21 protein-coding genes are annotated in these 23,025 nt (G+C 33.3%); 9 read left to right on the top strand and 12 right to left on the bottom strand.

What is annotated here, in order from left to right:
• Positions 1-56 precede the first annotated feature (56 nt).
• Both AC07SW_RS03460 and AC07SW_RS03455 read right to left on the bottom strand, forming a co-directional pair.
• Positions 57-4,442 (bottom strand): N-acetylmuramoyl-L-alanine amidase, encoded by a 4,386-nt coding sequence (locus AC07SW_RS03460; RefSeq protein ID WP_494632235.1) that lies wholly within the window; start codon positions 4,440-4,442, stop codon positions 57-59.
• Positions 4,443-4,461: 19 nt separating this feature from the next.
• Positions 4,462-6,270 (bottom strand): LTA synthase family protein, encoded by a 1,809-nt coding sequence (locus AC07SW_RS03455; RefSeq protein ID WP_463688622.1) that lies wholly within the window; start codon positions 6,268-6,270, stop codon positions 4,462-4,464.
• A 226-nt stretch (positions 6,271-6,496) separates the two neighbouring features.
• On the opposite strand from AC07SW_RS03455, the gene AC07SW_RS03450 reads away from it, so the two are divergent.
• Entirely contained in the window at positions 6,497-8,044 is a 1,548-nt protein-coding gene (locus AC07SW_RS03450) for a glucosyltransferase domain-containing protein (protein WP_135022427.1), read from the top strand.
• Positions 8,045-8,117: 73 nt separating this feature from the next.
• Here the strand turns inward: AC07SW_RS03450 and AC07SW_RS03445 are convergent, their stop codons facing one another.
• The 3 genes from AC07SW_RS03445 to groES form a co-directional block, all read right to left on the bottom strand.
• Positions 8,118-9,260, bottom strand: coding sequence for an ArgE/DapE family deacylase (locus tag AC07SW_RS03445; protein WP_135022426.1), 1,143 nt, complete (start codon positions 9,258-9,260; stop codon positions 8,118-8,120).
• Between the two features lie 120 nt (positions 9,261-9,380).
• Entirely contained in the window at positions 9,381-11,009 is a 1,629-nt protein-coding gene (groL, locus tag AC07SW_RS03440) for a chaperonin GroEL (protein ID WP_034571508.1), read from the bottom strand.
• Between the two features lie 33 nt (positions 11,010-11,042).
• Positions 11,043-11,327: a co-chaperone GroES gene (gene groES, locus AC07SW_RS03435; protein ID WP_034571511.1), complete on the bottom strand. Its 285-nt coding sequence runs from the start codon at positions 11,325-11,327 to the stop codon at positions 11,043-11,045.
• Positions 11,328-11,614: 287 nt separating this feature from the next.
• On the opposite strand from groES, the gene AC07SW_RS03430 reads away from it, so the two are divergent.
• Genes AC07SW_RS03430 through AC07SW_RS03420 form a run of 3 tightly spaced genes read left to right on the top strand, consistent with a single transcriptional unit; the run spans position 11,615 to position 13,016 of the window.
• Positions 11,615-12,082: a GNAT family N-acetyltransferase gene (locus tag AC07SW_RS03430; RefSeq protein WP_463685458.1), complete on the top strand. Its 468-nt coding sequence runs from the start codon at positions 11,615-11,617 to the stop codon at positions 12,080-12,082.
• Positions 12,083-12,117: 35 nt separating this feature from the next.
• Positions 12,118-12,765, top strand: coding sequence for a CPBP family intramembrane glutamic endopeptidase (locus tag AC07SW_RS03425; protein ID WP_238328629.1), 648 nt, complete (start codon positions 12,118-12,120; stop codon positions 12,763-12,765).
• A gap of 47 nt (positions 12,766-12,812) precedes the next feature.
• Positions 12,813-13,016, top strand: coding sequence for a YdiK family protein (locus AC07SW_RS03420; protein WP_034571517.1), 204 nt, complete (start codon positions 12,813-12,815; stop codon positions 13,014-13,016).
• Positions 13,017-13,052: 36 nt separating this feature from the next.
• Here the strand turns inward: AC07SW_RS03420 and AC07SW_RS03415 are convergent, their stop codons facing one another.
• A complete protein-coding gene (locus AC07SW_RS03415) occupies positions 13,053-13,712 on the bottom strand; it encodes a redox-sensing transcriptional repressor Rex (RefSeq protein WP_034571520.1) in 660 nt (219 codons plus the stop codon).
• Positions 13,713-14,043: 331 nt separating this feature from the next.
• Here AC07SW_RS03415 and AC07SW_RS03410 point away from each other — a divergent pair, with 331 nt between their 5' ends.
• Entirely contained in the window at positions 14,044-16,002 is a 1,959-nt protein-coding gene (locus AC07SW_RS03410) for an ABC-F family ATP-binding cassette domain-containing protein (RefSeq protein WP_135022423.1), read from the top strand.
• 66 nt (positions 16,003-16,068) lie between these two features.
• Here AC07SW_RS03410 and tsaD read toward each other — a convergent pair whose 3' ends face one another.
• From tsaD to tsaB, 4 genes are read right to left on the bottom strand one after another with little or no spacing between them, the layout of a single operon-like run.
• Positions 16,069-17,097, bottom strand: a complete 1,029-nt coding sequence (gene tsaD / locus AC07SW_RS03405; protein ID WP_311780472.1) for a tRNA (adenosine(37)-N6)-threonylcarbamoyltransferase complex transferase subunit TsaD — start codon at positions 17,095-17,097, stop codon at positions 16,069-16,071.
• A complete protein-coding gene (rimI, locus tag AC07SW_RS03400) occupies positions 17,090-17,581 on the bottom strand; it encodes a ribosomal protein S18-alanine N-acetyltransferase (RefSeq protein ID WP_135022422.1) in 492 nt (163 codons plus the stop codon). Before rimI (AC07SW_RS03400) ends, tsaD begins: the two co-directional genes overlap by 8 nt.
• Positions 17,582-17,598: 17 nt before the next feature.
• On the bottom strand, positions 17,599-18,180 hold the full coding sequence (rimI, locus tag AC07SW_RS03395; RefSeq protein ID WP_034571532.1) for a ribosomal protein S18-alanine N-acetyltransferase: 582 nt from the start codon (positions 18,178-18,180) through the stop codon (positions 17,599-17,601).
• Positions 18,164-18,886, bottom strand: coding sequence for a tRNA (adenosine(37)-N6)-threonylcarbamoyltransferase complex dimerization subunit type 1 TsaB (gene tsaB, locus AC07SW_RS03390; protein WP_311780471.1), 723 nt, complete (start codon positions 18,884-18,886; stop codon positions 18,164-18,166). The genes rimI (AC07SW_RS03395) and tsaB overlap by 17 nt, the downstream gene beginning before the upstream one ends.
• A gap of 259 nt (positions 18,887-19,145) precedes the next feature.
• Between tsaB and amaP the strand changes: the two genes are divergently transcribed.
• The 4 genes from amaP (at position 19,146) to AC07SW_RS03370 (ending at position 20,695) form a co-directional block, all read left to right on the top strand.
• Complete coding sequence (amaP, locus tag AC07SW_RS03385; protein WP_051915681.1) at positions 19,146-19,712, top strand: alkaline shock response membrane anchor protein AmaP; 567 nt, start codon at positions 19,146-19,148, stop codon at positions 19,710-19,712.
• A 16-nt stretch (positions 19,713-19,728) separates the two neighbouring features.
• On the top strand, positions 19,729-19,932 hold the full coding sequence (locus tag AC07SW_RS03380) for a DUF2273 domain-containing protein (protein WP_034571537.1): 204 nt from the start codon (positions 19,729-19,731) through the stop codon (positions 19,930-19,932).
• A gap of 63 nt (positions 19,933-19,995) precedes the next feature.
• Positions 19,996-20,493 carry an Asp23/Gls24 family envelope stress response protein gene (locus tag AC07SW_RS03375; RefSeq protein WP_051915682.1) on the top strand — a complete coding sequence of 166 codons (498 nt, stop codon included), beginning with the start codon at positions 19,996-19,998 and terminating at the stop codon, positions 20,491-20,493.
• Between the two features lie 37 nt (positions 20,494-20,530).
• On the top strand, positions 20,531-20,695 hold the full coding sequence (locus tag AC07SW_RS03370) for a CsbD family protein (RefSeq protein ID WP_034571540.1): 165 nt from the start codon (positions 20,531-20,533) through the stop codon (positions 20,693-20,695).
• Between the two features lie 46 nt (positions 20,696-20,741).
• Here AC07SW_RS03370 and galE read toward each other — a convergent pair whose 3' ends face one another.
• Positions 20,742-21,731 (bottom strand): UDP-glucose 4-epimerase GalE, encoded by a 990-nt coding sequence (galE, locus tag AC07SW_RS03365; protein ID WP_135022419.1) that lies wholly within the window; start codon positions 21,729-21,731, stop codon positions 20,742-20,744.
• Positions 21,732-21,846: 115 nt separating this feature from the next.
• Positions 21,847-23,001 carry a GGDEF domain-containing protein gene (locus AC07SW_RS03360; RefSeq protein ID WP_034571546.1) on the bottom strand — a complete coding sequence of 385 codons (1,155 nt, stop codon included), beginning with the start codon at positions 22,999-23,001 and terminating at the stop codon, positions 21,847-21,849.
• Positions 23,002-23,025 lie beyond the last annotated feature (24 nt).

The following is a 23,025-nucleotide window of genomic DNA, read 5'->3' as shown; positions in this document are numbered from 1 at the left end:
TCTTATTTAATCAAAAAACAACGAACATTCTAGTTAGCTAGAATGTTCGTTGTTTTTTAATTTGTTTTAAAATAATTATCTACGCCATTAAAAATACCTGTCGCTAATTGATTTTGATACCAATCTGAAACAAGTTTAGCTCGTTCGCTTGGATTTGTGACAAATCCAATCTCAGTTAAAATTGCAGGCATATTCGTTTCACGAATAACATGGAAATCTTGTTTTTTAGCTCCACGGTCTACAGCACCAGTTGAATTAATCATCGATTTTTGTACAAATTCAGATAATTTTACACTCTTAGTTAGTCGATCAATACCAAAAGTTGAAAAACCACCTTCGCTCAACGATTCATTTTGTTTATCTAAATCAAGACTAAACATTCCAACTGATCTTGAAGTTCCGCTATATGAGTAGGTTTCAATACCACTTGCACTCGCAACTGCTGAATTTGTATGAACACTGACAAAAATATCTGCATTTGATGCATTTGCTTTTGATGAAATCGTAGATAATGGAATAAACTGATCTCCTGTTCTCGACATAATTACTTCAGCACCTTTTGACTCTAATAATGCTTGGAGTTTAAGAGAGACACTTAAATTTAAATCTTTTTCTTGAACACCGCCTGAAATAGCTCCTGGATCAGTACCGCCATGTCCTGGATCAACGAACACTTTTCTTCCTGCAAGACCTCCACGAAGAAAAGATTGCTCATAAGTCTTAGTACCACTTACATTTGATGTCGCAATGACTTTTACAGTGTGTTTACCAGCTGATAGACCTTTTGTTGAAACAGATAAATTATAACCTGAGTTTGCATTTTTATATTGCGGATAAGCATTAGATACATCGGTTCTAAGTTGACCATAATTTGCTTTGCCTTGATAGACATTGTCCACATATACATCTACTTGATCAATTCCTTCTTCAGCTAAGAACCAACCTCGAACTAACATATCATTACTATTATTCGCTTGATTAGCACCAGGTTCATCAATTGACCCTGTGATAGGAAGCAAATTTTCTGAATAGGTTGCTGTAGTTGAAATTATTTTCTCACTACCGTCCATAAACATGATTTTCAGTTTTAACGTATTCAGTCCAGCTTTTAAGTTGGCATTTGTAAGTTTTAATTCAAAACCACTATTTGCATTATTGTATTCTGGATAAGCATTTCCTACATCTGGACGACTTAACTTAACAGTTGCATTTCCTACAAAATTATCATTTATCGAAGCAGAAATTGATTTCACTTCACTTTTATTCAAAACCCAACCTTTTATTAATTGATTTTTTGAAATATATCCGCCACTTTTTGGTGTATCTAATTGACTTCTGTAATCTAAAATAGAAATCTTCATATCAATGCGATAAGTAGCTGTTTTTCCACTTACGGTTGTTGTAATCACTTCTAGCTTATGGTCGCCACCAGTAAGTCTTGAGGTATCTAATTGATACTCATACCCTCCATTTTTTTGATTAAATGACGGATAGGCGTGATATACGTCATCTCTTTGGAGTCCATACGTAGCTACTCCCATTTCTTTTCCATCTATAGCTACTTTAACTGTTGAGATTTTTTCATTTGCAATTGCCCAACCTCTAATTTTATAGATTCCAGAAATAGATTCATTTCTTTGTGGACTATCAATCGAACTTAATATATCTACTTTAGGTTTTTCAACGTTGTATTTATTCTCAACCACTTGTCCGTTACCAGTCGTCATCTTCACTGTGAAAACGTGTTTTCCTTCGCTTACTTTACCTATATCTAATTGATAACTATAACCTGAATTTTTATTTTTATATTGTGGATAAAAATGTTCTACATCTAAGCGCTCGATTCCTAATTGTGCTTCACCGATTGCTTTTCCATCTACTAACATCTCAACTTTTTTCACTTGACTTGCAGACAGTCCCCAACCTTTAATAATCATGTTATCTTTTAATATGGTCCCATTTGTCAAGGTATCTACCGTTAATATATTAGTTAATCCAGGTATTTTAATAGATATCTGGTAGGTAGATATTTTCCCACTAGCTGTTGTTGTAATCACTTCTAGCTTATGATCGCCAACAGTAAGTTTTGAGGTATCTAGAAGGTACTCGTATCCTCCATTTTTTTGGTTCAGCGATGGATAAGCGTGGTATACATCTTCTCTTTGAAGTCCATACGTAGCTACTCCCATTTCTTTTCCATCTATTGCTACCTTAACCGTTGAGACTTTTTCGCTTGCAATTGCCCAGCCAGTGATTTTATATGTCCCAGAAATCGTTTCATTTCTTTGTGGAGTATCAATTGAACTTAAAATATCTACTTTGGGCTTTTCTACATTGTATTTATTTTCGATTATTTTTCCGTCTCCAGTTGTCATTTTCACTGTAAAGACATGTTTGCCTTCGCTTACTTTACCTAAATCTAATTGGTAACTGTAACCTGAATTCTTATTTTTATATTGTGGATAAAAATGTTCTACATCTAAACGCTCAATTCCTAATTGAGCTTCGCCGATTGCTTTCCCATCTACTAGCATTTCGACTTTTTTCACACCGTTTTGAGATAATCCCCAACCTTTAATAATGTAACCATCTTTTAAAATAGTTCCATTTACTAAGGTATCCACCGTTAAAATATTACTTAAAACAGGAATTTTAATGGTTATCTTGTAGGTAGATGTTTTCCCACTTATGGTTGTTGTAATCAACTCTAGTTCATGGTTACCACCAGTAAGTGTTGAGGTATCTAATTGGTACTCATACCCTCCATTTTTTTGATTAAATGACGGATAGGCGTGATATACGTCATCTCTTTGGAGTCCATACGTAGCTACTCCCATTTCTTTTCCATCTACAGCGACTTTAACTGTTGAGATTTTTTCACTTGCGATTGCCCAACCTCTAATTTTATAGATTCCAGAAATAGATTCATTTCTTTGTGGACTATCAATCGAACTTAATATATCTACTTTAGGTTTTTCAACGTTGTATTTATTCTCAACTACTTGTCCATTACCAGTCGTCATCTTCACTGTGAAAACGTGTTTTCCTTCGCTTACTTGACTTAAGTCTAGTTGGTAACTATAGCCTGAATTTTTATTTTTATATTGTGGATTAAAATGTTCTACATCTAAGCGCTCGATTCCTAATTGTGCTTCACCGATTGCTTTTCCATCTACTAACATCTCAACTTTTTTCACTTGACTTGCAGACAATCCCCAACCTTTAATAATCATGTTATCTTTTAATATAATCCCATTTGTCAAGGTATCTACCGTTAATATATTAGGCAGATTAGGATCTACAACTACAAGATCATTGGGAACTGAGATAGTTGAAGTCGTTTCAGAAGTTTGTCCTGAATCTGTCGACACAGTTACTTTAAGCTTATTAGTTCCAGCAACCATATTTTCACTATTAATATTATACTCATATCCAGCAGATTGATTATTATATTGTGGGTAAGCATTGTAAACATCCGGACGATTTTTTCCATACTCTGCTGTCCCGATAGATTTCCCATTTAGACTAACAGATACATCCTTAACAGAATCCGTTGATAATGCCCAGCCTTTTACAAATATTTTATCTTCATTAATTATTGTATCTGGCTCAGGTGTCTCCAAATTACTAATAATTTTTGCGGTTCCTGGATTATCAAATCTCGTTAATTGATAAGTTTGAATTAAACTATCTAGCTTTGTATTATAATTTAAATCTGACGCATACTTACCTGTTAAAAACTTAGTTGCATCTTTATAACTTTGTGTGTTGCTTTTCCAAGCTCCTGAATAATAATTAGGGCTCCAACTTGAACCATTTTCACTACCAGGACCTAGTTTTAATTTATTTACATAATCTTGCAATGATTCTGTATAGCTTGGATACTTTCTGAATTGAGCATTAACTGTTACTGTCTCTCCATTAATTACTTCTAAAGTATCTTTCATCACATATTGACCATTATAAGTTCCCTTAATACCGAATAGGTTATGAACTGGAGAACTTCCTAACTCACTCGTTCCATACTTTGATTCTAAAATTGCTTGAGCAATCATTACAGAACTGTACAAATCATTACTATTCGCTAAATTTGATGCAGCTCCAGAGATTTCTTCAATAAAACTTGGAATAGAGGCTGCTTTTTTCATAACATCGCTCATTGTCTCATTTCTCAAGTCATCTTGTGATTTAAGAGCTTCCTTGTTAATTTCTGTAGATTGATTTGTTTGAACTTCCTCGGTATTTGGCTCTAAACTCTCTTTTTCTGATAACTCGTTATCTATTTTTTTAGATGAGTTATTATTGTCTATTCCAGCTGACTGCTCTGTGGTTAAATCATTGACTTTAGTTTCTGTTGCATAAACAACTGTGCTTAAACTTGGAAACAGAACTGACATTAATATAACAAATACAATACTTAGTGTAATTTTCTTGTTTTTCATTTTTACTCCTCTTCATTTCTTAATTTTCTAGACTATAAAATTTTTCTTTCATACTATACTTATTTCCTGAAATAAGATCATACTGAATCATTTCATACTCCTTCAATGTGGGATAATTTTCCTCATTAAAATTAGAAATTTCAGCACTGTCTTTATCTAGCTGTACCCCTTTAGTTAACCCTTTAATTTCTGAATTCAATTTCAATAGCATTGCGTAAAATGGAGTAACTTTTGCATTTACTTGATTTAATACATTTGCACCTAAATAGTTTAAACTTTGCGTTCCAAGACTCTCTTCTTCTTTTTCAAAGTTACTATAAATAAACGTCGGTGTTGAATGTGTTAATTGAAAATACTCATCGTCGATGTTAGAAAATAATCCTTGTCCCGGATAATGATCCCCCCAGAAGACAACCATTGTTTTCTTGTTACTTTTTTCTAAACTATCAATGAATTTTTCCAACGCTTCATCTGAATAACGTAATCCTTGTAAATAAATTTCCATCCTAACTCTTATGTCTTCAGTTAAATCATCATCTGGATAAACTTCAATTTTTTGTTCGTCATACAAAGTCCCGTAAGGTTGATGATTTTGCATAGTTACTAAGTGAATGAACTTAGCTTTACTATCTGTGTTTAAAACATCAAGAACTTCCTCAAATGCTGCTTCATCTGAAATTGCTGCTTCTGGAAATAAACGCTTATCGTATTTAATCGTTGCCTCATCAATAAACTGATCAAATCCTAACGATTTATAAACTTCTACGCGCTTGTACATATTTCCATCATAAGGATGAATCGCAGTTGTTTCATAGCCTGAATCTTTTAAATAAGAAACAATAGAAGGGAATTTATCAAATTTTGACACAATCGACTGATACGCAATTACTTGAAGAAAGTAATTTGAAAAACTAGTCAATGCTTCAAATTCCATATTTGCTGTTCCACCACCATAATCAGAAACTAGAGCCCTACCAGATGTATTTTGTTCCATTATTGAATGTGTGAATGGAATAGCATCTTCACTTTTACTATAAAAATCGTCTGTGTCGCTTGGATCTATGAAAGACTCACTCATGACATAAATGATATTTACATCCGAAAGATTTTCCCGCTCTTGGTTCATACTAGTAGCCAAATTTTTATACTTCGCTACAATTTTATTCACTTCTTTTTTTGAATAATTTTCTGGCTCTTCCATTGCTTTTACTTTAGAATTATTTAAGAATGCTAGAACGAAACCATTGGTCTTGTAATTTTCAGGTTGACTCCATTCAACAAACTCAATTTCTAGCTTGTTTTGCAAATTGTTCGCAATGCTGTCTGACTCGTTTATATTACTCATCAAATATAACACTGTTAAACTACAAATCAATAAGCCTAACCTAGAGAAATAATACACTTTTTTATTGAATTTTAATTTAATACTTTTTTTCACAAAAATCAAACTTCCAACACAAAGTAGAACTAAAAATAAGATTAACGCAATAATCTTAAATGCTGCATCTCCATCAATCATCGTAACTAAAAGTTTCAATTCTTTAATCATTGATAAATCTTCTGGATATATCGATGCATTTCGAGCTATCATTTTTTGATTATTGGCAAAAGAAAGACCTGCAAACAAAATCATACTAAAAAACTCAGTTACAATAAAGCTTCCTGTTACACTTAGAACGAATAGTGTCAGTGTCAGAATTAAGACGTAACTCATAAAAAAGATATTTATATTCTCTAAAAAAAATTGACCTGCTTCCTTAAAATCAAAACCGCTTTGAGAAGCTTGTAATAACAGTAGATAAAAAAACGGAAGTACTAATACCATCATTGTGCAAACTACTACATATACTATTTTTATTTTATTTTTCAAAACTACACCCCTATAGTAATTTCCCCTAATATATATCAAGCAATAGTATATCAATAAAACAACTATTAATAAAGCGAAATTTCAATGAAAAATCAAGTAAAATAACTCGCAATAATTGACATTATTGCTTCTAAATGCTCTAATTATAATAGTATAGAAATAAATAAATTAAGAGGTATGAATTATGAATCAATTTTTTAAGAATGAAAAGCAGCATTTACTTAGATTTGCAAGAGAGTCAAAACTATTAATCATTGTTACACTTTTTTTTATCATTTTAACTTATGGAATAAAATTAGCTTACCTTGACTACTCAATTGATACGGAAGCAATTATTACTAATTTTGGTGGACAAATGGCTGCCTGGCGTACAATTGATCGTATTGGATTAGTTTTTTCAAAAAAAATATTTTCACAAAACTTCTTTAATCCTTTTGTTGCAAATTTTTTAACCTATTTCTTTTTATTTTTAACCTGTTTTTTACTCTGTTACCTTATTTACCGTATTTTAGGAAAATATACAAATAAAATTGGTCTTTTAAGTTTAACAATTATTTTTTTAACACATCCAATCTTTGCAGAACAGTTTAACTTTATACTTCAAAGTTTTGAGGTATCACTTGCAATGTTTTTTATTGTCCTTGCTTTATTATTAACTTATTTTTCTATAGAAACAAAAAAAATACTCTTCGCTTTACCTGCTATTATTTTAGTTTCATGGGCATTTTTAACCTACCAATCTCTACTTTTATTCTATATTGCAGGTGCAATAGCTAGCGTACTACTTATTTTGCATGTCCAGCAAAATGAAACTAGTGATTTTAAATTAATGGACTACTGTTTTATTATTTTAAAATATTTAATTGTCTTTGTAGGTTCGTTAATTTTAGCTAAAGCTTTAATTTATTTAAATAGTAAATTGATAACTACCGCTGGATCTGCTTACCTTAGCCAACAAATACTTTGGGGGAAATTACCTCTAGATGATATTTTAGATCGAATTACTACTCAAATAAAAATTGCTGTCTTAGGTAAGGGACTTTTTTATAATTATAGTTTTTTACTTACAATTTTATTAACAGTTCCCATTTTAATTTCTAAGATTATCAAAAAGGTTCATTTTATTTACCTTGAAATATTTTGTTTAGCTCTTTTATATTTATCTCCATTCTTATTAACAATATTTATAGGAAATGCGGAAGCTATTCGTGCACAAATGCCGACTGTTCAATTTGTGATAGCTTTTAATTTTTACTATGTGTTATTGCATTTTAAAAATAACATTCTTCAAAAAATTCTGTTTATCGTTAGTATCATAATAGCATTCCAACAAAGTACTACAACTGCTAATTTACTTTACTCAGAACATGTAAAATTTAATGAAGATGTTACTTTTGCTAACCGTATCAATACTCAACTAGACTCTCTAGGAATAAATAATCCTTCTGACTATTCATTACTTATTTTGGGTGCACATACACCAAAATCGTCCGCACTTATTCCTGGAGAATCACTTAGTCATTCATTCTTTGCATGGGATATTGGAACAACTTATGGAACCAGTATCCGAACTGTTGGTTTTATGAACACTCTAGGGTATCCATTTAAGTTGCCTAATGAAAATGATGCTATTTTAGGTTCAACAATAAGAGAAGAACTCTCTAATTTCCCATCAAAAAATAGTATAAAAATAGTTGATAAAACAATCTTTATAAAACTTTCAGACGATTAATTTATTCAATAAAATAAGCCCCAGTTCAAAATATTGAATGGGGGCTTATTTTTATATCCAGAAAAGAATAAATCTATTTTTTTAAATATACCATACTAACTTCTTTATAAACCTCAATCATATCCAAGTAATTATCTACACCCACATATTCATTCACTTGATGGGGCGTTTCATTTCCTGGTCCAAAAACAATAATTGGGAAAGTATTTTTTGCTTTAATAAATTCAGCTGCATCTGTCGTTCCAGACATACCAAGTAATGGTACTTTTTGCCCTGTCTTTGTTTCAGCAATTTTTTGAGCAATGTGGGCAATATCTGAATCTCGTTCACTTTTAACAACTAATTTGTTGGCTTCAATCGTTAGAGTGAGATTGCATTCTTTTTCCTTATTCAAATCCTCAATTATTTCATTTAATTTTTCTATTGTCTTTTGATTATCGTATTCAGGAATTGTACGAATATTACCTTCTAACGTTGCTTTTTCTGGAATACTATTGATTTGTTCTCCGCCAGATATCATCGTAACATTGTAAATAAAATCACCTAGTACATCATTTGTATAAACTGTTTTTCTAAATTCATGATTCGCTTTAGTGTAAAATTCAACTAAATAATCGATTGCATTAATACCCAATTTTGGCATTGAACTATGAGAGCTTTTACCTTTAGACGCTACGCTAAAATTAATTGAACCTTGATGTGTGTAAATGATACGGTATCCAGATGGTTCACCAATAATCATTGATGTTACATCATCTGCATAACCTTCTTTTGTTAATTGAGCTGCTCCAAGCTCTCCAACTTCTTCTCCGACGGTAGCTAATAATTTTATTTTACCATTCAATTCGGTTTTTTCTTCCACCAGTTCAATCATTGCGATGATCATTGCAGCTAGCCCACTCTTCATATCGCAAGAACCTCGACCATAAATTTTTCCATCTCGCTCATCTGCTTTAAAAGGATCTGTCGTCCAGTCTGCTAGATTACCTGGCGCTACAACATCCATATGTCCTGAAAATGCCAATACTTTTGATGTGCCGTTTCCAATCTCAGCTACTAAATTATTTCTATCTGTATCATATGCTACTTGTTTTGTTGAAATTTTATATTCTTTGAATAAATCAGCTAAATAATCAGCTACAGCCTTTTCGTTACCATTAACTGATTCTATATCAATAATATCTTTTAATATTTGAATTTTTTTTGATTTTTCCATAGAGCATTCCTTCTTTCTTTTAATAATTTAATCATAGACTTAATAACATGCGTTTGCAATCATAAACCCTCAGAAATAAAAAAGAAGAAACCTTTAATTAAAGGTTTCTTCTTTAGTTTTTTACATCATGCCGCCCATCATACTTGGGTCCATTCCAGGGGCCATTGGTGGCATGTCTGGAGTTGGTTGGTCAGCAACAACTGCTTCTGTTGTCAATAACAATGCTGCTACACTTGCTGCATTTTGCAAAGCAGAGCGAGTCACTTTAGTTGGATCTACGATTCCAGCTTCAACCATGTTTACCCATTCACCATTCGCTGCATTAAAACCAATACCTAAATCAGCATGTTTTAATTTATCCACAATTACCGAACCTTCAAGTCCAGCATTGGTTACGATTTGACGTAATGGTTCTTCTAACGAACGTAGGACAATTTTAATTCCTGTTGCTACGTCGCCTTCTGCTTCAATTTCAGCCACTTTAGCTTGTACATTCACTAAAGCCGTTCCACCACCTGCTACGATTCCTTCTTCAACAGCAGCACGTGTTGCATTCAAGGCATCTTCAATGCGTAATTTACGTTCTTTTAATTCAGTTTCAGTAGCTGCTCCAACTTTAACAACAGCTACCCCTCCTGAAAGTTTTGCTAAACGTTCTTGTAATTTTTCTTTATCAAATTCTGAAGTCGTTTCAGCTGCTTGTGATTTGATGATAGCTACACGTTGTTGGATGGCTTCTTTTGCTCCGGCTCCTTCAACAATTGTAGTCGCATCTTTTGTTACTACAGCTTTTCCTGCATGACCTAATTGATCAATTGTTGTATCTTTCAATTCTAATCCTAGATCTTCTGTAATAACAGTACCACCAGTTAAAATTGCAATGTCTTCTAACATCGCTTTGCGACGATCACCAAATCCAGGAGCTTTAACTGCAACAACATTAAACGTACCGCGTAATTTATTTAAAACAAGTGTTGGTAAGGCTTCACCATCCACATCATCCGCAATAATTAACAATGGACGACCTTGTTGTAGAATTTGTTCCAACAAAGGCAAGACATCTTGAATATTTGAGATTTTTTTATCTGTAATCAAAACATATGGATTTTCTAAAACAGCTTCCATTTTATCATTGTCTGTTACCATATATTGAGATAAATACCCACGGTCAAATTGCATTCCTTCAACAACGTCCAATTCGGTCTCGATTCCTTTTGATTCTTCAATTGTAATCACGCCGTCATTGCCAACTTTTTCCATGGCTTCTGCAATTAACGAACCGATTTCGTCATCACCAGAAGAAATGGCTGCTACTTGTGCAATCGCTTCTTTTGAATCGACTACTTTTGAAATCGCATGTAATTCTTCAACTGCTGCTTTGGTTGCCAATTCAATTCCACGACGAATACCGACTGGGTTAGCTCCTGCAGTAACATTTTTTAATCCTTCTCGAACAATTGCTTGTGTTAAAACAGTCGCTGTTGTTGTTCCGTCACCAGCAATATCATTTGTTTTTGAAGCAACTTCTGAAACAAGTTTTGCTCCCATATTTTCGAAATGATTTTCTAATTCGATTTCTTTTGCAATCGTCACACCATCATTTGTAATCAAAGGTGATCCGAATGATTTTTCTAAAACAACGTTACGTCCTTTAGGTCCTAATGTTACTTTAACTGTGTCTGCCAAAATGTCTACTCCACGAAGCATTGCGCCACGTGCGTCTTCTGCAAATTTAATATCTTTAGCCATTATTTTTCACCTCATAATTTTTTATTTTTATTGTTACCCAACGATTGCTACTAAATCGTGTTCTTTTAAGACTAAATATTCTTTTCCATCATATTTAACTTCAGTTCCTGCATATTTTTCAAATAGTACAACGTCTCCAACTTTAACAGCCATCTCGACCTTAGTACCATTTTCTAAAATACGACCTTCACCAACTGCGATAATCGTCCCTGTTTGAGGTTTTTCCTGCGCTGAACCTGGTAAAACGATCCCACTAACAGTTTTTTCTTCCTCTTTAGCAACTTCTATCATGACACGATCTCCTAATGGTTTTAACACGTAAATCCCTCCATTTATTTATCTTTTTGTTTCTATTAGCACTCATATACAAAGAGTGCTAACTCACTTCTTTATCTTAATCAAAATTTGGATAGAATGCAAGTATTTTGTTAACTTTTTTTCTCCTTTCACTCCTTACTATTTGCAAATCATTGGGATTTCTTTTATTTTGATTTTGTTTTTTTTATTTCCAAAACATACACTATGGCAAGTGTGGTATACTGTATACTGAATTTGTTTTTTCAGCGGATAAAACCACTATTTCTCGTCATAAAGGAGTCTTGATTATGCACCTAAAAAAAATGACTCAATCTGACTTTGATGATTTTCTCTCTTTATCAATTTTGGATTACGCAAAAGATAAAGTAGCAGCTGGAACCTGGTCTGGTGATGAGGCTATTGCGCTTGCAACGACAACTTTCAACGAGCTTCTACCTAAAGGCATTCATACTGAAAACGAGTTTTTATTTTCAATAATTGAACCTTCACTTTCAAGTAAGGTTGGTTATTTATGGTTTCACGCTCATCACGATAAAACTGGAAAATCAGCATTTATTTATGATTTCGTTATTTTTGAACCTTTTAGAGGAAAAGGCTATGGCACAAAAGCAATAGAGACACTTATAAAAGAAATAAAAACAATACATTTTGATAAAATTAGTTTACATGTATTTGGTCATAATGAAGTTGCTCTTTCGCTATACAAAAAAATGGGCTTTGTTACAACAGACATTAATATGACAAGGTACCTATAGTTATGACAAGATGAATTTTAGAAATGAGGTTTAAAATGAAAAACTCAGCAATTACACTTTTGGTCACCTATGTTATCGCTCAAACGTTGCCCGCTCTTTTAGGGAGTTTGGTTCCAAGTAATGCCAAAACATCGGTCATCATCTACTCAACTATCGCTTGCTTTATACTAGGAAGTTTAGTTATGATACTTTTAAATAAGAAGTTTCCTATCAAAAATAGTTTGACTATTCAACCTTCTGTTTCAAAGGGACAAGTTTTATCGTGGGGCTTTATAGGAATGTTTTTAGCTATTTTTGTTCAAATAACTGCAAATTTAATCGAACAAGCCGTTTTAAAAATTCCCCCCGGTTCTGCTAATACACAATACATTATTGAAATCATAAACAAGTATCCTTTATTCTTAATTACTGGCGCTATCTTTGCTCCGATTCTTGAAGAATTTGTATTTAGGAAAGTTATTTTCGGCTTTTTCTATGATTTAACCGGTGTTGTTGGTGCTGCAGTTATTAGCTCATTACTCTTTGCCTTTATTCATATGGATGGACACATCTTGCTTTATTCAGCAATGGGATTTGTTTTTTGCTTCCTATATGTAAAAACAAAAAATATTGCTACTTCGATAATTGCACATATGTTAATGAATACATTAGTATTTATTTCTCAGATGGTGCTACTAAAATAAGTTGCTTTGTTGTTAGTTAACAAAGGAGCATAGAAAGGAAATCAATAATGAGTAAAAATAGTTTTCTAACTCAAATCATTTTCAACTATGTAATGGCTGCTGTTTTTATTTGGTTCACGATTGATTTTGTTAAAAGTACAGGCTGGGGATTCTTTTCAATTCTTTGTGTAGTGATTGCAACAAATGATTTTGTTCGAGGAACTAAAATGTTACAGTTATTTTTGAAAATAACAAACCATAATAAAGACTAAAAAAACGTTGAGAAAGAATTCTTTCTCAACGTTTTTTTAATCTTCTAAATCAAGGATGTCATTATTACCTGTATAATGATCTAAGAAATAAATCAATGTTTGCAATTCATTTGTTAAATCCACATTTTGAACGCGAATATGATCTGGAACTGAGATTCTCAGTGGGGTGAAGTTCATAATGCCTTTTACACCAGCATCTACTAATTCATTCACAGTTTCTTGAGCTACAGGTGCTGGGACAGTTAAAATGACAACTTCAATCTGTTGTAGTTTCAATTGCTCAATCATCTCACTCATTGGATAAACTGGTACTCCACTTGCAATCGTTCCAACAATCTCTTCATTTACATCAAAGGCTGCACTAATTCTAGTGTTATTGCTTTGATGGAAATTATAATTTAATAAGGCATGGCCTAAGTTCCCTACTCCAATTAAAGCGACATTGGTCAAACGATCTTGATTCAATGTTTTACTAAAGAAGTTCAATAGATCTTCAACATCATATCCATAGCCTCTTTTTCCTAATGCACCAAAATAAGAAAAGTCTCTTCTGATTGTTGCGCTGTCAACTTTGACTGCATCGCTCAGTTCAGTAGAAGAAACACGATCTTTTCCAGCGTCATGTAAGAAACGTAAGTAACGGTAATATATAGGCAAACGTTTTGCCGTTGCCTTAGGTATCTTTTGATTTGGCATCTTTCTTTCCCCCAACATTTTATAGTATCTTGATTTTAAAAAGTTATTGTTTTTTTTCACAAAACTATTTTAAAAGAATTTACTTCACAATCATTAAGTAATCACCAAGCATTATCATTATAGCATTTTTTCTATATTATACTACTTTTTTGCTCAAATAATTTCTTAATTTGTTAGGATTATTGATTGATAATTCAAATGAATTCACAAGCGTTATATTGTGAATGATTTCGCTAGTTAGATTCACTTAATTTTTCTTGTGATTTCAATTTCAACACACTGCTAAATTGTGCTACACTAGGAAGGTAGAAGATGAAGTGAGGGAATGAAAATGATTTTATTACAAACACAATCCGTTGCACGTTATTTTGGTGCAGATGTGCTTTTTGAAAATATTCAATTAGAAATACAAGACAATGCCAGAATTGCTTTAGTAGGTCGTAATGGTGCTGGAAAATCAACTTTATTAAAAATAATTGCAGGAATTGAAGAACCTGATGCTGGTCGCTTATCTAAAGGAAAGACGGTTACAATTGGTTATTTGGCTCAACACTCAGGCTTAGATTCGGATAAAAGTATCTGGGATGAGATGTTGACTGTTTTTGAACCCATCATTCAAATGGAAGCCAAAATGCGTCACTTAGAAGAACAATTAGGAGAACCATCCTTACTAGAAAATGCCGATGCTTACCAAAAAGTTTTAGATTCCTATGACCAGTTGCAGCATGATTTTAATGAAGCAAACGGCTTTGGTTATGAAGCTGAAATTCGTTCTGTGTTACATGGATTCAATTTTTTTGAAGCGGACTATTCAAAAAAAATCACGCAACTTTCTGGCGGACAAAAAACGCGATTAGCTTTAGCTAAATTATTATTAGAAAAAAGAGATTTGCTGATTTTGGATGAACCCACCAACCATTTAGACATCGCTACCTTAAGTTGGTTGGAAAACTATCTACAAACCTATCAAGGTGCACTTTTGATTGTTTCTCATGACCGTTACTTTTTAGACAAAGTTTCTCGTGAAGTTTATGAAATAAGTCGCCAAAAAATGACCCACTATAAAGGCAACTATACAAATTACCTCACTCAAAAGGCAGCAAATTTAGAACGTGAGTGGAAAGAGTTTGAAAAGCAACAAGTTGAAATCTCAAAACTAGAAGATTTTGTCAGTCGGAATTTAGCCCGCGCCTCTACGACAAAACGTGCTCAGAGTAGACGCAAACAATTAAATAAAATGGAACGGATGGACCGACCACTTGGGGATGAAAAGTCAGCTCGTTTTAGATTTCAACCTGAAAAAGAAAGTGGCAATGTGGTCTTATCATTAGAGAATGGAGCAATTGGGTATCAAGAAACCATTATTTCTAGTCCAATCCAATTAGACATTCGAAAAACAGACGCTATCGCTTTAGTTGGACCAAATGGAATTGGCAAATCTACCCTTTTAAAATCATTGGTCGATGAACTGCCTTTAATTCAAGGTACAAAACATCTTGGTGCAAATGTGACTCTTGGGTATTATGACCAAGAACAAGCGAACCTTAGTTCAGGAAAAACCGTCTTAGCTGAACTTTGGGATGAACATCCTACAACTCCAGAAAAAGATATCCGCAGTATTTTAGGAAGCTTTTTATTTACAGGTGAAGATGTCGAAAAAGTTGTTTCTACATTAAGTGGTGGCGAAAAAGCTCGATTAGCTTTAGCTAAACTTTCTATGGAACAAGACAACTTCTTGGTTTTAGATGAACCAACCAACCATTTAGACATTGATAGCAAAGAAGTCTTGGAAAATGCTTTAATAGATTTCCCCGGCACGATTCTTTTTGTTTCCCATGACCGTTACTTTATTAATCGGATTGCAACCACCGTTGTTGAGCTTTCTACTACTGGAAGTAAGCTTTATTTAGGGGATTATGATTATTATTTAGAAAAAAAAGCGGAAGAAGAAGAATTGCGTTTGCTCGCGGAAGAAGAAGCTTTAAAAAAACAGCCAATTCAAGAGCAAGTGACTGATTCAGGAACAAAAGAACATTATCAAATAGGCAAAGAAGAGCAAAAACTAATTCGCCAACTCACGCGCCGTATTGAAACATTAGAAAATGAGATGGCTACTTTAGAAGCAACCATCGAAACTTTGGAAACACAGTTAACTTTACCTGAAGTCTATGGCGACCATTTAAAAGTGCAAGAAATCAATCAACAATTGGGACAATTAAAAGAACAACACGAAACCATTATTAATGAATGGGAAGAACAAAGTCTGGCTCTTGAAGATTTAGGAAACTAAGCAGAATCCCATAAAAAAAGCATGAAATTGCCATTTAAAAAATGGCTTTCATGCTTTTTTCTATTCTCATTTCATCATTTCAAAAGAAAGTCCCGGTTTGGCATTTAAATCGTATCCTGAAAAATTTCCTGAATTGAATTCTACATATGCAGCTGCACCAATCATAGCTGCATTATCGCCACATAAAGAAAGTGGCGGAATCGATAAACGAATGGATGGGAATTCTTGATTCATTCTATTTGTTAGCTCTGCTCTAAGACCATGGTTTGCTGCCACGCCACCTGCTAAAACTAATTGTTTCACTGGATATTCACGAATTGCTTTAAGTGTCTTACTAACCAATACATCGATTACACTTGCTTGAAAACTTGCAGCCAAGTCAAACTGATTTAACGTCTCACCTTTTTGTTCGGCATTGTGCACCGTATTGATAAAGGCACTTTTTAGACCGCTAAAACTAAAATCATAGTTATTTTCTTTAATCATCCCACGAGGAAAATGGAAGGTATCTGATCCCATTTTTGCCATTTCATCAATTCGTTTTCCACCAGGATAGGTTAAGCCAAGAACTCGTCCGACTTTATCATATGCCTCACCACTTGCATCATCTCTTGTTTCACCAATTATCTGATAGTCTCCATCTTTTTCCATATACACAAGTTCGGTATGTCCTCCACTAACAACTAAAGCTAGTAGTGGAAAAGTCAGTGGTTCAATTAAACGGTTGGCATAGATATGACCTGCCATATGATTTACAGGTATCAAAGGCAATTGATGCGCAAAGGCGATGGCTTTTGCAGCATTTACTCCAATAAGCAAGGCACCTACTAAACCAGGACCTTCTGTGACTGCTACCCCGCTTAAGTCTTCATAGGTTACATTGGCTTCCTTCATGGCTTCTTCAATACATTGCGTAATTTGTTCAACGTGATGTCTACTTGCAATTTCAGGAACAACTCCGCCAAAACGCATGTGACTTTTAATTTGAGAAGCGACTATATTTGAACAAATCTCTTTTCCATCTTTAATCACGGCTGCACTTGTTTCATCACAACTCGTTTCAATTGCTAAGATCAAATTGCTCTCTTTAGACATTTATTTCACTCTTTTCTTGATTGATTTCTAATTGCATCAATTTAGCGTCTTCATAAGGATTTTGATAATAGTTTGGCCTTATTCCAATTTCTTTAAAGCCATTTTTTTCATATAGTTGAATCCCTTGACGATTTGAAATACGCACTTCTAGATGAATCATTTCAGCATTTTCAACGGTTTCAACTAATGAAGTTAACAATAATTGTGCTAAGCCTTGTTTTTTAAATGTAGGATGGATCACAATATTGGTAACTTCAATTTCTTCAAAAATTTGACGATATCCGATAAATCCAATTAATTGATGTTCGTCATGTAGGACTAAATAATCGACATAGGCTAATACTAAATCATTTTTAAACACATGGATTTGCCACGGTGAACCGTGTTCATAACTGATATCTGCCAATTGGTACAAATCAAATTCATTAAATTGGGTTGCTTTAATAGAATTTAATGTAAGTTCATTTTTAGTGATTTTTTTCATGAAACGTCCTTCCACTTCTACTCATTTAAAGAAAGTGCCATTTCTAAGGCATCTTCGTGGTCATCTGAGTAATAGGATTGTTTTATTTTTCCATCGCTAAATCCTAATTGATGATAAAGACTCTGGGCATTTTTATTTGATTTTCGAACTTCTAAACTCATTTTAGTTTGTTTTTCGCTGATAGCTATTTTTTTCAATTCAGTGATTAGCAATCTTCCAATGCCTCTTCTTTGATAGATTGGTTGAACCGCTACATTTGTAATATGAGCTTCCCCTTCCACAAACCAGGCGCCAATAAATCCAACGGCTTCTTGAGCTGCATTTTTTATAATTAAATAAATCGAATTTTGATTAACCGACATTTCATGTTCGAAAGCAATTTTACTCCACGGTGCTTTTCCGTCATAACTTAGTTTTTCAATTTTTATCAAATCTGAAATGTCTTGTCTTGTTCCTATTTTTAGAGTATAGCAATCTGAAGTTGATGTTAAACGAAATTCAGTTTGAACTAATGTGACGCGTTCACTTAATTTTCGTTGTTGATTCAACTGGATTGGCGGTTCATTTTGTAATAGCCAATTTTTAAATTTTTTCAACATAGCTTTCCTCCAGCTGATCTGGATGAGCCTTTCGCCAATTCTCTTCTGCTTCAGCATATTTTAAATAATTAGGAACGAATGTATGTGGATCGCTAGTTTCAGCAGATCTGCTTAATAGGCCAAGAACACTTGCTTTTGGTATTCGATCTTTTAAAGGCGCAGCCATTACTCGATGTCCTAATTTTTCTTCAAAGATTTGTTGATACAACTCCCAATCTTCCCCTACAATTTCGAACTCTCCCTGTAGTGTTGCCAAATGCTCTGCCCATTTTTCTGCCGAACAGTGTGTTTCTGGTTCCACAGCTTCTAATTCACCATTAACCCATTGATACAATCCTGTATAAATATTGCCTCTTCTAGCATCCATTATAGGAACGAGATAGCGAGAAGAGTTTTCACAATTTGCTGCTAATACTTTTAAGCTAGAGATTCCCACTAAATCTTTATTTAATGTCCAAGCGAGTGTTTTTGCAATCGTTACACCAATTCGCAAACCGGTATATGAACCTGGACCCATTGCTACTGCTATTCGATCTAATTCATTTGGCTTTAAATGCGCCATTTTGATAACTTCATCAATTGCTGGCATTAAGCTCTCACTATGGTTTCGTTTCACATTTGTTGTGATTTCTCCAACTATCTTGCTGTCATTTAATACAGCAACGCTCATCACTTGATTGGAACTATCAATTGCTAATATATTCATTTTCTAGCCCCTCTCCATTTTACTTTAATCGTTCTTCTATTTTATCATAGTTTGTTTTAAAGATTAAGTTAACTCTTAAGTTTCTAGGTGATTTTTCACCTTATATACTTTTTATTTAACAATATACAACGCTTTTTATTTTATACTTAATCTTTTTTCTATAAGTGCAATTAGTTGATTTTAAATAAAAAAACCGTTAAGCTTTTCTTATAGACGTGGTTCACATTTCAGACACAACTTAAAGGAAAGGAGGATTTTGATGAATAAATTTAATCGATTTATATTAATTTTCATTTCAATCATTGGATTGCTTTCGATGACCACTTTTGCTTCAATGGCTTATCCAGTTCCTTATCTCTCTAATTTTGCAAGTCATTTATGGCAAAACGGATTATGGTTTTCATATACTGTTGTGGTTGTTTCAATTATACTAGGACTTTTCTTTTTAATTTTGTTGTTAACCGCAATTTTTGTTCCAACTTCAGATAAATTTTTAACAATCAAAACTGGGATGGGCGATATCGATATTTCTAAAAAAACAATCGAATCCACCGCTAGACAATCTTTTAGCGATCTGACAGATGCGAAAAATCCTGAAGTTCATGCAAAATTGAAGAGAAAAGCAAAAACTGCCACAATTACAGTTAAAGCAACAGTAGTTGACGCAGAAAAATTACCTACTCTAGGAAAAGAGATACAACAACGTGTTGAAGAAAGCATTCAAAGAGCATTAGAGGTTCCAGTCAAATCTGTTAATGTGAAGATTAGTGAAGCCCACGCAACGAATGGTACAGCAAAATCGAGCCATTCCCCAAGAGTAGTCTAAAAGGAGGTCAACAAAGATGCAACCACCAGAATCATGGTATCCATATCGGGGACGTATTATTGGCCTTTTGATTGGGCTAATCATCGCCTTATTATTGATTACAATTGGATTTGGTTATACCTTATTAATTGTTTTACTGGCAAGCATTGGTTTTATTATTGGCGCTTGGCGCGATGGTAAGATTGATATCACTTCTTGGTTACAATTTTTTATGAAATAGTCTATTTATCTAACTTTATAATGATAAATAAACAAATAACTAATAAAAGGATGGGATTTAGAAATGGCAGAATTTAATGATAACAAACAAAATAATGGAAATACTCCACCAGTAGCACCAACACCTGAGCACAAAAATTCATTAACTTACGAAGATCAAGTCATCAAAAAAATTGCTGGCATTGCAACAAATGAAATTCCAGGAATTTTGTCAATGAGTGGCGGCTTCATTAGCGATATTGCTGATAAATTCCGTAGTTCAGGAGATATCACAAAAGGCATTGATGCAGAAGTTGGCGAAAAACAAGTGGCTTTAGACTTAAAAGTCATTGCAGAGTATGGCAAAAATATTCCTGAAATTTTCCAAACAACCATTGATAAAGTCAGCAGACAAATTAAAGATATGACTGGTTTAACCGTAATCGAAGTCAACATGCATGTGGATGACGTAATGACTCGTAAAGAATTCGATGAACAAAACAATAAGAGTGATTCACAACCAAAAAATGCACCAAGTGATGGACCAAAAAAACCAGTAGATTCTACTGGAAGAGTTCAATAAAAACAATTAATTAATAATCTATTAGGAGGAATTTAAAATGACAGATTTCAAAGACAAAGCTAAAGGTTTAAAAGATAAAGTAGTGGGTGAAGCAAAAGAAACTTACGGAAAAGTAACAAATGACGTAAAAAAAGAAGCTGAAGGAAAAGCACAAAAAGCTAAAGGTGCCGTTGAAGATAAATTAGGCGACGTAAAAAAATAAAGTAAAATAAAAGAAAGAGCAAATGCTTTTGCATTTGCTCTTTCTTTTATTTTGTATAACCTTTTGGATGATTAACATGCCAGTTCCACGCTGACTCAATAATCGTATCCATTGTTGTGTATTCAGGTTTCCATCCTAACGTATCTTGAGCTTTCTGACTTGCAGCAACTAATGTGCTTGGATCTCCAGCACGTCTTGCCTCCACTTTTGTTGGAATTTCTTTCCCTGTAATTTTTCTTGCAGCTTCCACGATTTCTTGAACTGAAAATCCGGTAGAGCTACCTAAATTAAAGATATTACTTGAATTTCCTGCTTCTAAGTACTCCAAAGCTAAAATATGAGCAGCAATTAAATCCTGTACATGAACATAATCACGAATACACGTTCCATCTGGAGTGTCGTAATCATTACCGAAAATTGAAAGCTCAGCCCTTTGTCCTAAAGCCGTTTGTAGTACCAAAGGAATCAAGTGCGTTTCTGGTGTATGATCTTCGCCAATTTGCCCATTAATTTTCGCTCCTGCAACATTAAAATAACGTAATGCAACATAGTTCATTTGATACGCTTCATCACACCACTTCAACATTTTTTCCATCATTAGCTTTGTTTCTCCATATGGATTTGTTGGATTTGTTGGAGCTGACTCTGCAATCGGCATCACCTTTGCTTCTCCATAAGTAGCTGCTGAAGAAGAAAAGACAATTTTTTTCACATCAAACTCTTCCATCACTTCTAAAACAACCTGAGTTCCGTACACATTATTGTTAAAATAGGTTAAAGGTTGTTCCATTGATTCGCCAACTAAGCTATTGGCTGCAAAATGCAACACTCCGTCAATGTCTTCCTTTTTAAAAATATCTTGTAAAAATGCTTTATCCCGAATATCACCTTGATAAAAACGAGCCTCCTTATGAATTGCCTCTTTATGGCCTGTTTGCAAATTATCTACGACTACTACCTGATACCCTTTCTCAATTAATTGATCTACCCCGTGAGATCCGATATAACCTGCCCCACCTAAAACTAAAATAGTCATCCCTAATCTCCTTTAATTTATCTTATTTTATTAAAATTAATACTTCAAATATAGTTTACTATGTTTTACATAAAATAGTAATCTTATTTCTCCAATCTTATTAAAAACTAAATTCTTACTTGAATTCACCTGTAAGCACATCACTTGAAAATACTTTATTTCTCCCATTATGCTTTGAATGGTACAGTGCTTCATCTGCCAGTTCCATAAAACCATTTAGTGTGATTTCACTTCTTAGCCCTTTAACTAATGATGTCACACCAACAGATACCGTCACATGAATCAACTGATTTTCATAATAAAAATTCGTTGATTCTACCTTTTTACGCAGTTTTTCAGCGATTCCTACAGTTTCTGTACCATTTTTTTTACTTAGAATAATCGTAAATTCTTCTCCACCTACACGAAACACATCTACTTTTTTTAATTCATCAATTTCTTGAATCGTTTTAGCTAAATTTTTTAACACAATATCGCCAGCTAAGTGACCATAAGTATCATTAATAGCTTTAAAATAATCAATATCAAAAATAATTAACGAGAAGGCTTCTTTCTTTTCCCGAGCTTTAAAAAAACCTTCATTCATTTTAGCATTAAAGTCTTTTAAATTTCTTAATTTAGTTAATTCATCCGTTAAACTTTCTTCCATCGTTTGAAATAGTAAATTGTTCAAATGGTATAAATAGGAAGCACTCACATAGGCAATGATACTCAAAATAACAAAATTTAAATAATCAGAAAAAACTGCAAAAAAGTAATAGGAATGATACCCGTCAAAATTAGTCAAATAAATCCAAATCCAAAAAATAGAAGCAGAAATCAGACTATAAATAAACGTCAACAATTGATTTTGCTTTACAATCAACTGAATCACTACCACTAATAGAAAAAAAGAAGTAAAAATGGCAATGTATCCTAAGGAAACAAGGGTCATACCATAATAAAAAAGTCTAAAAACACTACACAAAATAACAGATACTAGTGAAATATTCCGATTTAAAAAAATAATAGGAATTAAAATAATAATCATTCTTAAATTCCCAAAAATCAGGTAATAGTCTTCTTTTTGGGACATCATCATAAAATAGATAGAAAAAAGTGTCATAATCAATCCAGAAATAAGAGTAATCACAATGCGATACGTTCTTTGACTTAAAAATTGCTTAATATATAACTTAAATGAAGCAACAATAAATGCTTCGATAAAAAAGATTCCTAAGATAGAGATGATCCCAGTAATGTAGGGTTCAACTAATAAAAAAGCATCCATAATTACCTCCTTGTAATCAATAAT

The organism is Carnobacterium sp. GW821-FHT04C06, from assembly GCF_059420345.1.
Note: the sequence above shows the minus strand (reverse complement) of the source record. Positions and strands in the feature narration are given on the sequence as shown.

What these genes read in the sequence shown, in the direction of transcription:
- AC07SW_RS03460 (WP_494632235.1), bottom strand. Translation starts at nt 4,442, where the DNA reads ATGAAAAACAAGAAAATTACACTAAGTATTGTATTTGTTATATTAATG.
- AC07SW_RS03455 (WP_463688622.1), bottom strand. Translation starts at nt 6,270, where the DNA reads ATGATGGTATTAGTACTTCCGTTTTTTTATCTACTGTTATTACAAGCT.
- AC07SW_RS03450 (WP_135022427.1), top strand. Translation starts at nt 6,497, where the DNA reads ATGAATCAATTTTTTAAGAATGAAAAGCAGCATTTACTTAGATTTGCA.
- AC07SW_RS03445 (WP_135022426.1), bottom strand. Translation starts at nt 9,260, where the DNA reads ATGGAAAAATCAAAAAAAATTCAAATATTAAAAGATATTATTGATATA.
- groL (WP_034571508.1), bottom strand. Translation starts at nt 11,009, where the DNA reads ATGGCTAAAGATATTAAATTTGCAGAAGACGCACGTGGCGCAATGCTT.
- AC07SW_RS03430 (WP_463685458.1), top strand. Translation starts at nt 11,615, where the DNA reads ATGCACCTAAAAAAAATGACTCAATCTGACTTTGATGATTTTCTCTCT.
- AC07SW_RS03425 (WP_238328629.1), top strand. Translation starts at nt 12,118, where the DNA reads ATGAAAAACTCAGCAATTACACTTTTGGTCACCTATGTTATCGCTCAA.
- AC07SW_RS03420 (WP_034571517.1), top strand. Translation starts at nt 12,813, where the DNA reads ATGAGTAAAAATAGTTTTCTAACTCAAATCATTTTCAACTATGTAATG.
- AC07SW_RS03415 (WP_034571520.1), bottom strand. Translation starts at nt 13,712, where the DNA reads ATGCCAAATCAAAAGATACCTAAGGCAACGGCAAAACGTTTGCCTATA.
- AC07SW_RS03410 (WP_135022423.1), top strand. Translation starts at nt 14,044, where the DNA reads ATGATTTTATTACAAACACAATCCGTTGCACGTTATTTTGGTGCAGAT.
- tsaD (WP_311780472.1), bottom strand. Translation starts at nt 17,097, where the DNA reads ATGTCTAAAGAGAGCAATTTGATCTTAGCAATTGAAACGAGTTGTGAT.
- rimI (WP_135022422.1), bottom strand. Translation starts at nt 17,581, where the DNA reads ATGAAAAAAATCACTAAAAATGAACTTACATTAAATTCTATTAAAGCA.
- rimI (WP_034571532.1), bottom strand. Translation starts at nt 18,180, where the DNA reads ATGTTGAAAAAATTTAAAAATTGGCTATTACAAAATGAACCGCCAATC.
- tsaB (WP_311780471.1), bottom strand. Translation starts at nt 18,886, where the DNA reads ATGAATATATTAGCAATTGATAGTTCCAATCAAGTGATGAGCGTTGCT.
- amaP (WP_051915681.1), top strand. Translation starts at nt 19,146, where the DNA reads ATGAATAAATTTAATCGATTTATATTAATTTTCATTTCAATCATTGGA.
- AC07SW_RS03380 (WP_034571537.1), top strand. Translation starts at nt 19,729, where the DNA reads ATGCAACCACCAGAATCATGGTATCCATATCGGGGACGTATTATTGGC.
- AC07SW_RS03375 (WP_051915682.1), top strand. Translation starts at nt 19,996, where the DNA reads ATGGCAGAATTTAATGATAACAAACAAAATAATGGAAATACTCCACCA.
- AC07SW_RS03370 (WP_034571540.1), top strand. Translation starts at nt 20,531, where the DNA reads ATGACAGATTTCAAAGACAAAGCTAAAGGTTTAAAAGATAAAGTAGTG.
- galE (WP_135022419.1), bottom strand. Translation starts at nt 21,731, where the DNA reads ATGACTATTTTAGTTTTAGGTGGGGCAGGTTATATCGGATCTCACGGG.
- AC07SW_RS03360 (WP_034571546.1), bottom strand. Translation starts at nt 23,001, where the DNA reads ATGGATGCTTTTTTATTAGTTGAACCCTACATTACTGGGATCATCTCT.